The 13,467-nt window shown below is 68.1% G+C and carries 12 protein-coding genes; 1 reads left to right on the top strand and 11 read right to left on the bottom strand.

Annotated features, from left to right (window positions below):
* The first annotated feature begins 98 nt into the window (after nt 1–98).
* Nucleotides 99–1,016 carry a DUF808 domain-containing protein gene (locus tag LTA6_RS06745; RefSeq protein WP_407359011.1) on the top strand — a complete coding sequence of 306 codons (918 nt, stop codon included), beginning with the start codon at nt 99–101 and terminating at the stop codon, nt 1,014–1,016.
* Between the two features lie 16 nt (nt 1,017–1,032).
* Here the strand turns inward: LTA6_RS06745 and pucL are convergent, their stop codons facing one another.
* From pucL to aceB, 11 genes are all read right to left on the bottom strand, one after another.
* Nucleotides 1,033–1,947 (bottom strand): factor-independent urate hydroxylase, encoded by a 915-nt coding sequence (gene pucL, locus LTA6_RS06740; protein WP_407359252.1) that lies wholly within the window; start codon nt 1,945–1,947, stop codon nt 1,033–1,035.
* 45 nt (nt 1,948–1,992) lie between these two features.
* A complete protein-coding gene (gene uraH / locus LTA6_RS06735; RefSeq protein WP_407359010.1) occupies nt 1,993–2,346 on the bottom strand; it encodes a hydroxyisourate hydrolase in 354 nt (117 codons plus the stop codon).
* The gene (uraD, locus tag LTA6_RS06730; RefSeq protein WP_407359009.1) at nt 2,343–2,840 is read right to left on the bottom strand and encodes a 2-oxo-4-hydroxy-4-carboxy-5-ureidoimidazoline decarboxylase; all 498 of its coding nucleotides are present in this window, start codon (nt 2,838–2,840) and stop codon (nt 2,343–2,345) included. Before uraD ends, uraH begins: the two co-directional genes overlap by 4 nt.
* A 3-nt stretch (nt 2,841–2,843) precedes the next feature.
* Nucleotides 2,844–3,332, bottom strand: coding sequence for a thioredoxin-dependent thiol peroxidase (gene bcp / locus LTA6_RS06725; protein ID WP_407359008.1), 489 nt, complete (start codon nt 3,330–3,332; stop codon nt 2,844–2,846).
* The gene (gene allB / locus LTA6_RS06720; RefSeq protein WP_407359007.1) at nt 3,329–5,809 is read right to left on the bottom strand and encodes an allantoinase AllB; all 2,481 of its coding nucleotides are present in this window, start codon (nt 5,807–5,809) and stop codon (nt 3,329–3,331) included. The genes bcp and allB overlap by 4 nt, the downstream gene beginning before the upstream one ends.
* A 1-nt stretch (nt 5,810) precedes the next feature.
* Complete coding sequence (gcl, locus tag LTA6_RS06715; RefSeq protein WP_407359006.1) at nt 5,811–7,607, bottom strand: glyoxylate carboligase; 1,797 nt, start codon at nt 7,605–7,607, stop codon at nt 5,811–5,813.
* Nucleotides 7,608–7,630: 23 nt separating this feature from the next.
* Nucleotides 7,631–8,509, bottom strand: a complete 879-nt coding sequence (locus LTA6_RS06710; RefSeq protein WP_407359005.1) for a 2-hydroxy-3-oxopropionate reductase — start codon at nt 8,507–8,509, stop codon at nt 7,631–7,633.
* Between the two features lie 56 nt (nt 8,510–8,565).
* Complete coding sequence (locus tag LTA6_RS06705) at nt 8,566–9,369, bottom strand: hydroxypyruvate isomerase family protein (RefSeq protein WP_407359004.1); 804 nt, start codon at nt 9,367–9,369, stop codon at nt 8,566–8,568.
* 190 nt (nt 9,370–9,559) lie between these two features.
* The gene (locus LTA6_RS06700; protein ID WP_407359003.1) at nt 9,560–10,387 is read right to left on the bottom strand and encodes a bifunctional allantoicase/(S)-ureidoglycine aminohydrolase; all 828 of its coding nucleotides are present in this window, start codon (nt 10,385–10,387) and stop codon (nt 9,560–9,562) included.
* 30 nt (nt 10,388–10,417) lie between these two features.
* The gene (locus tag LTA6_RS06695) at nt 10,418–11,671 is read right to left on the bottom strand and encodes a DUF6986 family protein (protein WP_407359002.1); all 1,254 of its coding nucleotides are present in this window, start codon (nt 11,669–11,671) and stop codon (nt 10,418–10,420) included.
* Nucleotides 11,668–13,293, bottom strand: coding sequence for a malate synthase A (gene aceB / locus LTA6_RS06690; RefSeq protein ID WP_407359001.1), 1,626 nt, complete (start codon nt 13,291–13,293; stop codon nt 11,668–11,670). The genes LTA6_RS06695 and aceB overlap by 4 nt, the downstream gene beginning before the upstream one ends.
* Nucleotides 13,294–13,467: the final 174 nt, after the last annotated feature.

Raw genomic sequence — 13,467 nt, 5'->3', positions numbered from 1 at the left:
CAGTCTTGCGCGTCCCGCTTCGGAGCGCACGCGCCGGCGTTCGCCGCGCCATCCGACGTGGATAGAGTTGCTAACCGAATCCACACACAGGGGGACACATGTCGGTTGGTCTGCTCGCCGTCGTCGACGACATCCTGAGCGCAGCGCTCAAGGCATCCGCGAAAGCCGCGGGCGTCGTCATCGATGATGCCGCCGTGACGCCGCAATACGTGCAGGGCATCACACCGGCACGAGAGCTGCCGGTCGTCGGCAAGATCGCCCTCGGATCGTTGGCGAACAAGTTCCTCGTCATCATCCCGGCCGCACTTCTGCTGACGGCTTTCGCGCCGTTCGTGCTGCCGTACCTGCTCATCATCGGTGGCGCGTATCTGTGCTTCGAAGGCGCCGAGAAGGTGCTGGAGTGGTTCGGAGTGCAGCACGGACACGGCGAGGAGGAGTCCCGCGATGAGAAGCGCCTCGTCCTCGGCGCCGTGCGCACCGACCTGATCCTCTCCACTGAGATCATGCTCATCTCGCTCGCCGGCCTCGACGCGGACATGGGCATCTGGATGACCCTCGCCGTACTCTCGGTCATCGCCCTGCTGATGACCGGCGTCGTCTACGGTGCGGTGGCGCTGTTGGTGAAGATCGACGACATCGGCCTGCGGATGGCCCAGAGCGGCACCGCGCACGTCGTCCGCACCGGCAACCGCATCGTGAACTCGATGCCCGCCGTGTTCCGCTTCATCAGCATCCTCGGCACCGTCGCGATGCTCTGGGTCGGTGGCCACCTCGTGCTCGTGAACTTCGCCGAGGTGGGTGTGCACTTCGGTGCCGACATCCTGCACGGCATCGAGCACGCCCTCGAACCTCTCGGGCCCGTCATCGTCTGGATCGGCGACACGCTCTTCTCCGCGATCGCCGGCCTGGCGTTGGGCCTCGCAATCGTCGGGCTGGTACTGCTGGTCGTGCGGATGCTGGGCAAGAAGCCGAACTTCCACGAGGGCGAGGAGTCCCCGGCAGACGTGCACGTCTGACGGAGACCCCTACCACTCAGCAGAAGGAGGTGGCCGCCTCCCAAGCCTGCGGAACCTCGGCCTGTCCCTCGCGGGTCACGGTCGCCTCGATCAGGCCGTAGGAACGGTCGGAGGCGAAGAAGACCTCATTCGGGTTGTCAAGTCCGAACGGGGAGAGATCGACGACGAAGTGGTGCTTGTTCGGCATCGACAGGCGGATCTCGGCGATCTCGGGGTGCGCTTCGAGCACGAGGCGCCCCATGTCGAACAGAGTCGTCTGCAGGGCTGCCGAATAGCGACGGGTGAACTCCTCCAGGAGCAGGCGCTTGACGTCGTCGTAGATCGCGGTGAAGTCGAGGTCGCGCGCACCTTCACCCTCGGCATACCGCCAGCGAGCCGTGACATCGGTCGCGAGGATGCGGTCGGTCGTCTCCTGCAGCGAGGTGTACCGATCCTTCGGGTACCCGACGAAGCCCGACTGTGTGGTCTTCAGCACGGTGAGGCCCTTGAGCCCCGCGATGATGTGCCGCCTCTGGCCTTCGGCGACGACGACCGCGGTGCGCGTGACCTGGCCGTTGCGGACGAACGAATGATCGTGGCCGGCGCCGTCGACCTGGATGCGGTCCCAGGTGTAACTCTCGGCGAGCCAGCGTCCGCCGTCGACCCAGGCGAACTCACCCGTGAAGTGGTCGGACAGGCGCAGCAGGAACTTCTCGGGCGAGCCGATGCCGTCGCGGGCGAAGGCGAAGATGGTGTTCTTCTGGGTATCGGTGGCCACGACGTGCGCGTTGTCGCCCGCCAGGTGCGCGGCCTGGAAGTCGCCGCGCAACTGCGAGGTGACGTTCAGGTCTTCGATCTCGTGTCGTTCGCTGTCGCGGGTCACCTTGACGACGCGGACCTCCGCTTTGCCGTATTGGTTGTGGCCCAGGACGATGCGGTCGGTCTCGGTCATGTTCTCGGTCTCCGTCGAGCGAGTCAGGGTGTCGGTCATGATGGTTCAGCTTCCTCGGTAGGTCGAATAGGCGAAGGGGCTCAGCAGCAACGGCACGTGATAGTGGCGTGCTTCGTCATCGATGACGAAGGTGAGCTGGGCCTCCGGAAAGAAGGTCGGAATGCTCCGGGTCGCGAAGTACGCTCCGGTGTCGAAGCGGAGGCGATAGGCGCCGGCCGGGACCGCGTCAGGGCCGAGCTGCTTCGCTCGGCCATCGGCGTCGGTCACGGCCTCGGCGAGGAGCTGCCACTCCCCGTCGCGGAGAGCGGACAACTGGACCGCCACACCAAAGGCCGGAAGCCCCTGCACGGCGTCGAGCACGTGCGTCGTGATGTGCGAGACGGAAGGCGATGCACTCATGCGGTCACGGTTCCTTTCAATCGGAGCAGCGCAATCTCGCGCAGTTGACCTGCGACGACGCGCTCCTCGGCGACGGCATCATTCTGCAGGCGATCCTGCAGAATCGACAGGATCTGGTCGGCACTGCGGCCAGCGGCACGGATCAGGAAGACCCGACCGAACTGCTCTTCGTAGCGCCGGTTCCCGGCCTGAAGCGCCTGCTGGATCCCACCGTCCGCGGGGTCGATGCCCGCCTGCTCCGAACGCGACATCGTCGCCTCGCGGCTTTGGCCGTCGGCACGCTCACCGATCCGCGGATGGTGCGCCAGAGCGGCCTCGATCTCCTGGGCGGTGAAGGGGTCGGCGGCTCGAGCGGCCTCAGCCAAGAAGTCGTCGACGGTGGCATACGGCCGGCGATCGGCGATCTCCTGACACCATCGCGTCACGTCGACGCAGGGCCGGAGCACGGCGATGGCGTCGCTCCGATCCGCGCGGTTGAACTCATCGAGCAGCATCCGTCACACCCCGCTCTGCATCGCAAGCGACTCCCGGAGCCGGGCGACATGCCCTGCCGGGTCGACGTTGTACTCGATCGAGGTGACCACACCCGCTGCGTCGATGACGGCCGTCGTGCGGATCAGTCCGTCGAAGGTGCGCCCGTTGCGGGTCTTCTGCCCCCACGCTCCCCACGCCTTGGCGACGTCCGCGCTCTCGTCGGAGAGCAGCGGGAAGCTCAGCTGCTCCGCCGCCGCGAACTCGGCGAGCTTCGCGACCGGGTCGGGCGAGATCCCGATGACCGCGTAGCCCGCCCCCTGGAAGGAGCCGAGATTGTCACGGAAGTCGCATGCTTCGGTCGTGCAGCCCGGGGTGAAGGCGGCCGGGTAGAAGTAGACGATCACCGGCGTGCCGCGCAGCTCTGCGAGGGTGCGCACCGTGCCGGTCGCGTCGGTGAGGGAGAAGTCGGGGGCGGACTGACCGACCTCCAGTTCTTCTGAGGAATTGATCATGAGCGTGCTCCATTCTCGATACCGGCGCGACGCAGCAGCCGTCCGCGCGGAACGTCCTTCTCGACCGGAATACCGGCCAGGTAGGTCGACCGCACGACACCGCTCAGCTCGCGGCCGTCGTAGGGGGTGATCGGATGCCGGTGCGCGAGCGCCGCAGCATCCACGGTGAACGTCTCGTCAGGAGCGAAGACGGCGAAGTCCGCCGCGTTGCCTTCGCGGATACGGCCCTTGTCGGACAATCCGACGCGATCCGCCGGCTTCTCGGACATGAGCGCGACGACGTGCTCGAGCGTGAGCCCGCGTCGGCGGGCCTCCGTCCACACCAGCGGAAGACCCAGCTGCAGTGAGGCGATGCCACCCCACGCGACCGCGAAGTCTCCGTCGCCGGCGAACTTCATCTCGGGCGTGGAGGGCGAGTGGTCCGAGACGATGAAGTCGATCACACCGTCGGCGATTCCTCGCCACAGCTCGTCTCGGTTGCCCTCCTCGCGGATCGGCGGGCAGCACTTGAACGCCGTGTTCCCGGCCGGAATGTCTTCGGCGGCGAGCGTCAGGTAGTGCGGACACGTCTCGACGGTCAGGTCGACGCCGTCGGCGCGGGCAGCGGCGATACGGCCCAGTGAATCGGCGTTGGACAGGTGCAGGATGTGCGCCCGCACGCCGGTGTCGACGGCCCCGCGGATGACTTCGGCGATCGCCGCGTCCTCGGCGGACCGGGGGCGCGAAGCGAGGAACGGCGCGTACTCGCGGCTGCCCGGCTGCACGGATTCCTCGATGATGTGCGCGTCTTCGGCGTGCACGATCAGCATCGATCCGAGGCCGGCAAGCACCGCCATCGCCTGACGCATCTCTTTCACCGACAGGTCGGGGAACTCCTCGACGCCCGACGGCAGCAGGAAGCACTTGAAACCGAAGACGCCTTCGTCGTGCAACGGCGCCAGGTCGGCGAGATTGCCCGGAACGGCACCGCCCCAGAATCCGACGTCGACGAAGACGCGGCCATCGGCGACGGCACGCTTCTCGTCGAGGGCTGCGACCGAGACGGTCGGCGGGATGCTGTTCAGCGGCATGTCGACGATGGTGGTGACGCCGCCGGCTGCGGCGGCGCGCGTCGCGGACTCGAAGCCCTCCCACTCGGTGCGGCCGGGCTCGTTGACGTGCACGTGCGTGTCGACGAGGCCGGGGAGCAGCACCTCGTCGTCGGCCAGTTCGACGATGTGGTCGGCATCCAGTTCGGCCGCGGCAGGAGCGATCCGAGCGATGCGGCCAGCGCGCACGCCGATCTCGGCATCCGCGAATGCGCCGTCGATGAGCGCGCGGCCGCGAAGGACGACGTCGTAGCGTGGCACCGGCATGGCCCGCACCATACTCTCTGCGAGCTCTTCGAGCAGCACTCCGGCGTTCTTCATGCTCCGCTCGGGATCCGGCTCCAGCTCCGAGAGCGCGCGCACCCCGGCGAAACCGGCATCGGCGACAACCTCTGCGGAGAGCGTGCTGCGCCCGCACACGGCGTACACGGGAACCCCGGCAGTGGCTGCGGCACGGGCGACCCCGATCGGAGTCTTGCCCATCAGGCTCTGCTCGTCGAGGCTGCCCTCGCCGGTGATGACGGCATCAGCCCCGCGCAGACGATCGGCCAGACCTGTCATCTCCAGGACGACGTCGATGCCCGCTCGTCGGACGGCGCCCAGAGCGATGGCCGCGAAACCGACCCCGCCCGCCGCTCCGGCTCCGGCACGCGATGCCGCCTCAGCGGCCGGGACCGGCAGTGCACCCCCGGCCGCGCCGAGAACGTCGACGAGATGTGCGAGTGCGGCATCCAGCACAGCGACATCGTCTGGCGAGGCGCCCTTCTGCGGGCCGAACACCGCTGCGGCGCCCGTCGGCCCGACGAGCACGTTGTCGACGTCGCTGGCGAGAACGATCTCGACCTCGGCGATGCGCGGATCGAGACCAGTCAGGTCGACCTCGGCCAGGCGCGCAAGAGCGGCACCACCGAGCGGAAGCTCGCGACCCGCATCATCGAGGAAGCGCGCGCCGAGCCCTTGCAGCAGGCCGGCGCCTCCGTCGGTGGACGCACTGCCGCCGATTCCGAGCACGATCCGCCGGCATCCGGCATCCAGCGCCGCCCGCACGAGCTGACCGGTGCCGAGACTCGTCGCGCCGAGGGCGTCCTTGCGGCCCTCGGGAAGCAGATCGAGTCCTGATGCCCGCGCCATCTCGACGACCGCCTCGCCGTCGCGCACGGCGAACGCCGCCTCGACCCGCTCACCCGTGGGACCGGCCACCACCGCGGTGCGCTGCTCGAACCCGGCTGCGAGCACGGCGTCGAGCGTTCCCTCGCCGCCATCGGCGACGGGGACGGTGAGGACTTCGATCGAGGAGTCGGCTCGACGAGCCCCCGAGGCGACCCGTTCGGCCACCTCGGGAGCCGTGAGCGACCCCTTGAACTTGTCCGGAGCGATGACCAGCCGCATGTCAGACCCTGGCGAGAGAGAGGATCGCCGTCGGAGCATCCTCCGGCGTGATCGCGAGATCTTCGAACTCGTTGATGCTGTCGATCTCGGCGCCCATCGGCACGTTGGTCACGCGCTCCAGGATCGCCTCGACCACGACGGGCACCTGGAACCGCTCGATGAGCGACTGGGCCTCGGTGAACGCTGCGGCCAGATCCTCGGGGCGCTCCACACGGATCGCCTTGCAGCCCAGGCCCTCGGCCACCTTGACGTGGTCGACGCCGTAGCCGTTCGCCGTGCTGCCCTCGACGTGGGGCGAGTTGACGTTGTCGAAGGCGAGCGAGACGTGGTAATCCATGTCGAACGGGCGCTGCGACTGGCGGATGAGCCCCAGATAGCTGTTGTTCACCACGACGTGGATGTAGGGCAGCTTGTGCTGCGCACCGACCGCGAGCTCTTCGATCATGAACTGGAAGTCGTAGTCGCCGGACAGCGCGACCACGGTCTCCCCTGGCTTGCCGCGGACCACGCCGAGGGCGGCGGGGCCGGTCCAGCCGAGGGGCCCGGCCTGCGCGGCGTTGATCCACCGGCGAGGACCGAACACGTGCAGCAGCTGAGCGCCGGCGATCTGCGAGAGGCCGATGGTCGTGACGTAGGTGACGTCCTTGCCGAAGGCGCGGTTCATCTCCTCGTAGACGCGCTGCGGCTTCATCGGCACGTTGTCGAAGTGCGTCTTGCGCTGCAGCGTCGCCTTGCGCGCGCGGCTCTCCGCCGCCCATGCCGAGTAGTCCGGCAGGGTGCCAGCGGCACGACGCTCCCGAGCGATCTCGATGAAGGCGTCGAGGGCGGACCCGGCATCCGAGACGATGCCGAAGTCGGGAGCGAACACGCGGCCGATCTGCGTCGGCTCGATGTCGACGTGCACGAACGTACGGCCCTCGGTGTACTTCTCGACGCTGCCGGTGTGACGGTTCGCCCAGCGGTTGCCGATGCCGATCACGAAGTCGGCAGCGAGCATGGTCTGGTTGCCGTAGCGGTGCGACGTCTGCAGACCCACCATGCCGGCGTTCAGCTCGTGGTCGTCGGGGATCGTGCCCCAGCCCATCAGGGTCGGGATCACCGGGACACCGAGGATCTCGGCCAGCTCCACGAGCTGCTCCGACGCACCGGCGTTGATGATGCCACCACCCGCGACGATCAGCGGGCGTGCGCTCGCGGTGAGCATGTCGATCGCCTTCTCGGCCTGACGGCGGGATGCCGCAGGTCTGGCCACCGGAAGCGGCTCGTACGTGTCGATGTCGAACTCGATCTCGGTCTGCTGCACGTCGATCGGCAGGTCGATGAGCACCGGCCCCGGCCGCCCCTCGCGCATCAGCTGGAAGGCCTTCTGGAAGGCGCCGGGAACCTGGGCCGCCTCGAGGACGGTCATCGCCATCTTCGTGAGCGGCTTCGCGATGGTCTCGATGTCGACCGCCTGGAAGTCCTCCTTGTGCAGCTTCGCCACCGGCGCCTGGCCGGTGATGCAGAGGATCGGCAGCGAATCGGCCCACGCGGCGTAGAGGCCGGTGATCATGTCGGTGCCGGCTGGGCCGGACGTGCCGATGCAGAGGCCGATGTTGCCGTCGGCGGCACGGGTGTAGCCGTCGGCCATGTGGGCTGCGCCCTCGACGTGACGGGCCAGGGTGTGCCGGATGCCGCCGTTGGCGCGCATCGCGGAGTAGAACGGGTTGATCGCCGCCCCGGGAAGGCCGAACGCCTCGGTGGCGCCCTCCTTCACCAGGATGGCCACGGCGGCATCCACCGCACGCATACGAGTCATGAGAGTCTCCTGTTTTCTGGACGTCAGCTGCGGCCGGCGAATGCGGCGGTCAGCTTGAAAAGTCCGGAGTGGTCGAGGCCGCCGTCGCCCTGCTGCACGGTCGAACCGACGAGCTGGGCCACGTGGGCGCCGAGCGGGATGGTGATGCCGGCCTGTCGTGCGGCGGCGGTGATGATGCCCATGTCCTTGTTGTGCAGGGCGAGGCGGAAGCCGGGGGCGAAGTCGCGATCGAGCATCTTCTGCCCCTTCTGGTCGAGGACCTTGGAACCGGCGAGGCCGCCGCCGAGGACCTTGAGCGCGGCGTCCGTGTCGACGCCGTACGCCTCGAGGAAGATGATCGCCTCGGCGAGCGCCTGGATGTTCACCGCGACGATGAGTTGATTGGCGGCCTTGACCGTCTGTCCGGCGCCGGCGGGGCCGACGTGGACGATGGTCTTGCCGACGGATTCCAGGATCGGGAGCGCGGCGGCGAAGTCTTCGTCGATACCGCCGACCATGATCGACAGTGCAGCGTCGATCGCGCCCTGTTCGCCGCCCGATACGGGGGCGTCGACGGCGCGAAGACCGCCGGCGATCGCCTCTTCGGCGAGCTCCTTGGCCACGTCGGGACGGATGCTGGATGCATCGATCCACAGCGCACCCTGGCGGGCGTTGGCGAAGACGCCGTCTTCACCGCGGACGGCGGCCGCGACATCCGGCGAATCCGGGACCATCGTGATGATGATGTCGGCGTCGGCGACGGCATCCGCGATACCGCTCGCGCCCTGGCCTCCGGCCTCGACGAGAGCGTCGATGCGGTCCTGAGTGAGGTTGAATCCGATGACGGAGTGGCCGGCGGCGAGGAGGTTCTTGGCCATGGGCAGGCCCATGATTCCGAGGCCGATGACTGCGATGCTGCTCATGATGTTTCCTTCTGTACGGGATGCGGCAGACGATGCTGCCGCAGAGTCGGGGTGGTTCAGCGGGTCCCGCTGATGCTCTCGGTCGCCCAGGTGAAGGCGGTCTCGATGGGCGCCTTGTACTCGAGCCCGATGTAGCCGGAGTAGCCGAGTTCTTGACTGCGGGCGATCCAGGCGTCGATCGGGAGCGTTCCGGTGCCGGGAGCGCCCCGGCCCGGGTTGTCCGCGATCTGGATGTGACCGAACGACGGGGCGTGCTCCTCGATCACGGCCGCCACATCGTCGCCGTTGACGGCGAGGTGGTAGAAGTCCGCGAGGAGGGCGAGGTTGCGTGCGCCGGTCGAGGTGCGCACGTGGTCGATGACGTCGAGCGCCTGAGCCGCGGTGCGCAGCGGGTAGCGGTCGGCGCCGCTGACCGGCTCGACCAGCACGGTGCCCCCGATCGGGGCGACGGCCGCGGCCGCTGCGGCGAGGTTCTCGACCGCGACGGCATCCTGCGCCGCGGGGTCGATACCGGAGATGCGGTTGCCGTACAGGGCGTTGAAGCCCTTGGTGCCGAGCATGTCGCCGATTCCCGCGACGACCGCGAGGTTGTCGCGGAACTCGGCGCCGCGCGCCGGCCAGGACAACAGGCCGCGGTCTCCGCCCGGCATGTCGCCCGCGTTGAAGTTCAGGCCGGTCAGCCGCACTCCGGCGTCGCGGACCGCAGCGATGAAGGCGTCGACCTCGGCATCCAGGGGCACCGACGTGGAGAAGGGCCACCAGAACTCGACCGCGTCGAATCCGGCCGCCTTCGCAGCCGCCGGACGCTCCAGCAGGGGCAGCTCCGTGAGGAGGATCGAGCAGTTCACCGTGTACGTCATCGTTCACTCGCTTTCACGTTTTCGGTTCCACGATACGGAAGAAGATTTCTACTAGATGAAACTATAGGCGAAGGGCAGGATCGCGTCAACCATCCGATCCACGCTCGCTCCGGACTCCGTCGGACACGCACGAACGCCTCGCACTCCGAGGAGTGCGAGGCGTTCGAGGGCTCTCGGGACTGACCCGCTGCTACCGGGTGCCGCCGGGAGTCAGCAGCACCTGACGGTTGACGTCCTTGTACAGCAGGTACCGGAACGGGCCGGGCCCGCCGGCGTAGCAGGCCTGCGGGCAGAAGGCGCGAAGCCACATGAAGTCCCCCGCCTCGACCTCGACCCAGTCGTCGTTGAGTCGGTACACGGCCTTGCCTTCGAGCACGAAGAGTCCGTGCTCCATCACGTGCGTCTCGGCGAACGGGATCGACCCGCCCGGCTGGAAGGTGACGATGTTCACGTGCATGTCGTGCGCGAGGTCGTCAGGGTCGACGAATCGCGTCGTCGCCCACGCGTCGCCGGTGTCCGGCATCGGACGGGGCTCGACATCCTGGTCACGCGTGACGAACGACGACGGCGCGTCGATGCCCTGCACCTTCTCGTACGCCTTGCGCACCCAGTGGAACGAGGTCAGCACCGACCCGTCGTTGGACAGCGACCAGCTCTCGCCCGCCGCGAGATACGCGTAGCCGCCTTCGCCGAGCACGTGCGGCGCCCCCGCGATGGTGACCGTCAGCTCCCCGGCGGTGACGAAGATCACGCCTTCGACCGCCGCCTCAGGTTCGGGGTGCGCAGCACCGCCACCCGGTTGGATCTCGACGATCAGCTGTGAGAACGTCGTCGCGAATCCCGCGATCGGCCGGGCGATGATCCACGAGCGCGTCTTCGTGAACCCCGGCAGGTTGCTGGTGACGATATCGCGCAGCACCCCTTTGGGAATGACGGTGTACGCCTCTTTGACGATGGCGCGATCGGTGAGCAGTTCGCTCTGGCCCGGTAGTCCTCCGGCCGGCGTGTAGTAGCCCATGTTTCTCCTCGGTGTGGGGTTGTTCGGTCGTCAGACGTGCACGAGCCGGGGGTGGGCGAGGGCGGTGAGGCCGTCGATGTCGATGCCGATGTCGGCGAAGATCTCATCACCGTCGATCGCGCCGCACTGCGCACCCCGCAGCACGAACCACGCCAGCGCGCGAGCCGTCGCCGGTTCATCGAGCACGGCTCCCGTCGCCTGCTCGAGGTAGACGCGCAGCCGCGATGCGGCTTCGGGATACCCCTCGCGGTAGAAGGCGTAGGTGGCCAGGTAGCGCGTCGGCAGCTGATGCGGGTGCAGATCCCAGCCCTGATAGAAGCCGCGCTCCAGCGATCGCCGGACGAGCCGCGCGTGCAGCTGCCATGCTTCCTCGGCGCGCTCACCGAGCGGCAGGATGTTGGTCGATCCGTCGGAGACGCGGATCCCGGTGCCGGCGACGGCGAGCTGCATGATCTCCTTGGCGAGGTCGGCGACCGGATGCTCCATGGATTGGCACTGCGCGGCGATGCCGAGCGAAGCGCTGTAGTCGTAGGTGCCGTAGTGCAGCCCCGAGATCCGCCCGGGAGCGGCCAGGGGCAGCTGCGCCAGCGGCGAGCGCCCGTCGGGTCCGAGCACGAGTTGCGGGGTCTCCACCTGCACTTCGAAGCGGATGCGACCGGGCGCCAGACCGTGCGCCTTTTCGAGCGTCTCCGCGACGTCGGCCATCGCCTCGACCTGCGCCACCGTGGTCACCTTGGGCAGCGTGAGCACGAGTCCTTCCGGCAGGCCCCCGGCGTCGATCAGCCCACCGACGAAGAGGTCGAGGGTGCGCAATGCCCGCGCTCGTGTCGGCTTCTCGAAGCACTTGAAGCGGATGCCGATGAACGGCGGCGCCGTTCCGGCCGTGACCGCAGCCGACACCAGGGCGGCCGCCTGCACGGCATCCGCATCCTCGATGGGGCCGCGGTCGCCGTAGCCGTCCTCGAAATCCAATCGGAGGTCTTCGATGGGCTCTGCACGGAGTTTCGCCGCCACCCGGTCCGCGATGCTGTCGATGAGAGACGGCGAGATGCCGATGAGTTCAGCGAGCCGCGCCATGCCCCCGGCGCTCTCGACCGCGGCGAGCGCCTGTGCTCCCCACTCCGCGGCGAGCGCGGGGGTGAATCGGTCGGCCGGCACGTAGACGGTGTGCACCGGTTGGCGCGCGCCGCTGTCACCCGGATACGCGCTCTCGAGCAGTTCGTCAGTCGCCGCGAGCCGATTCTCGATGCGCACCAGGTCCGCATCGCCGAGCGCGGTGCTCACGCGGGTTCCCCGGCGTTCACGGAGTGGATGAGCAGCTCGTACGCGGGCAGGGTGAGGAAGTCGACGTAGTCGTCGTCGAGGCAGATCGTCGAGATGAGGCGAGCGGCCGGCTGATAGAACGTGGCGAAGTCGGCATCCGGAACCTGCGCGCGGAGCTTCGCGACCTCGTCGGTGAGGAGCCGCTCGACGAGTGCCGGGGTCACCTGCTCCCCCGTATCGGCGAGACGGGTACCGTTGCGGAGCTGCTGCCAGACCTGCGAGCGAGAGATCTCGGCAGTGGCCGCATCCTCCATCAGGTTGTTGATCGCGACGGCGCCGTTTCCGGAGAGCCACACGGCTGTGTAGGTGACCGCCACAGCGAGATTGGTTCGCAGGCCGACCTCGGTCGCACTCCCCGAAGCGGAAGCCACATCCAGCAGCTGATCCGCGGTGACCGACACCTCCGGCCGCTGGCGATCGAGCTGGTTGGGCCGCTCACCGAGGACCGCATCGAAGACTTCACGGCACACCGGCACGAGATCGGGATGCGCGACCCATGATCCGTCGAACCCGTCGTTCGCCTCACGGGTCTTGTCGGCCCGCACCTTCTCGAACGCCGCCCTGGTCGCGTCGAGGTCGTTGCGGTTGGGCACGAAGGCGGCCATCCCGCCCATCGCGAACGCGCCTCGGCGATGACAGGTCTTGACGAGAAGCTCCGTGTACGCGCGCATGAAGGGGGCGGTCATCGCGACGTCGGCACGGTCGGGCAACGTGAAGGCCTCACCCTGATCGCGGAACACCTTGATGAGACTGAACAGATAGTCCCAGCGGCCCGCGTTGAGACCCGAGGCGTGGTCGCGGAGCTCGTAGAGGATCTCGTCCATCTCGAATGCCGCCGGAATCGTCTCGATCAGCACGGTGGCCCGGACCGTGCCCTGCGGGATGCCGAGCGCGTTCTGCGCGTGCACGAAGATGTCGTTCCAGAGCCGCGCCTCGAGGTGGCTCTCCATCTTCGGCAGGTAGTAGTAGGGCCCGTGCCCGTTGGCGATCAGCTGGCGTGCGGTGTGGAAGAAGTGCAGTCCGAAGTCGACGAGCGCTCCCGCCGTCGGTTCACCGTCGACGAGCACATGCCGCTCGGGCAGGTGCCAGCCGCGAGGCCGGGCGACCACGGTGGGGCGATGCACGTCGGTGCGCAGCGCGTACGCCTTGCCGGCCGGGGACGTGTACGCGAGCGTGCCGCGTGCGGCATCACGGAGGTTCTTCACTCCGGCGACGACGTTCTCCCAGGTGGGGCTCGCGGCATCCTCCAGGTCTGCCAGCCAGATCCGCGCCTGCGAGTTGAGCGCGTTGATCGCCATCTTCGGCGGCGCCGCGGGTCCGGTGATCTCGACCCGCCGGTCCCGCAGGGCTTCGGGCGCGGGAGCCACCTGCCACTCGGATTCGCGGATGTGCGCGGTCTCCGGCAGAAAGTCGAGGCGTCCAGTGCGGGCGACCTCTGCTCGGCGCTCGCGACGTGCGTCGAGCAGCTCGAGCCGACGCGCATCGAATCGGCGATGCAACTCTTCGACGAAGGCGAGCGCATCGGCGGTGAGAATGTCTTCTGCGCCGTCGATGCGGCATTCACGGGTGATCTGGATGGTCATGCGACCGCTCCTCCTTCGTCGGCGCGAGCTCCGGGTCCGTTGTTCGTTATGTGGATATTAACCTCCACTATACGGAATTTCAAGAGTCGGTGAGTGGTTGATCTGACCATCCTGGCCCCCCTGCCCCGCGCCGCACCGATGGGATAGCCTGTTCGACAGATCATTTCCACGATG

The organism is Microbacterium sp. LTA6, assembly GCF_045690355.1.
Classification (GTDB): Bacteria; Actinomycetota; Actinomycetes; order Actinomycetales; family Microbacteriaceae; genus Microbacterium.
Note: the sequence above shows the minus strand (reverse complement) of the source record. Positions and strands in the feature narration are given on the sequence as shown.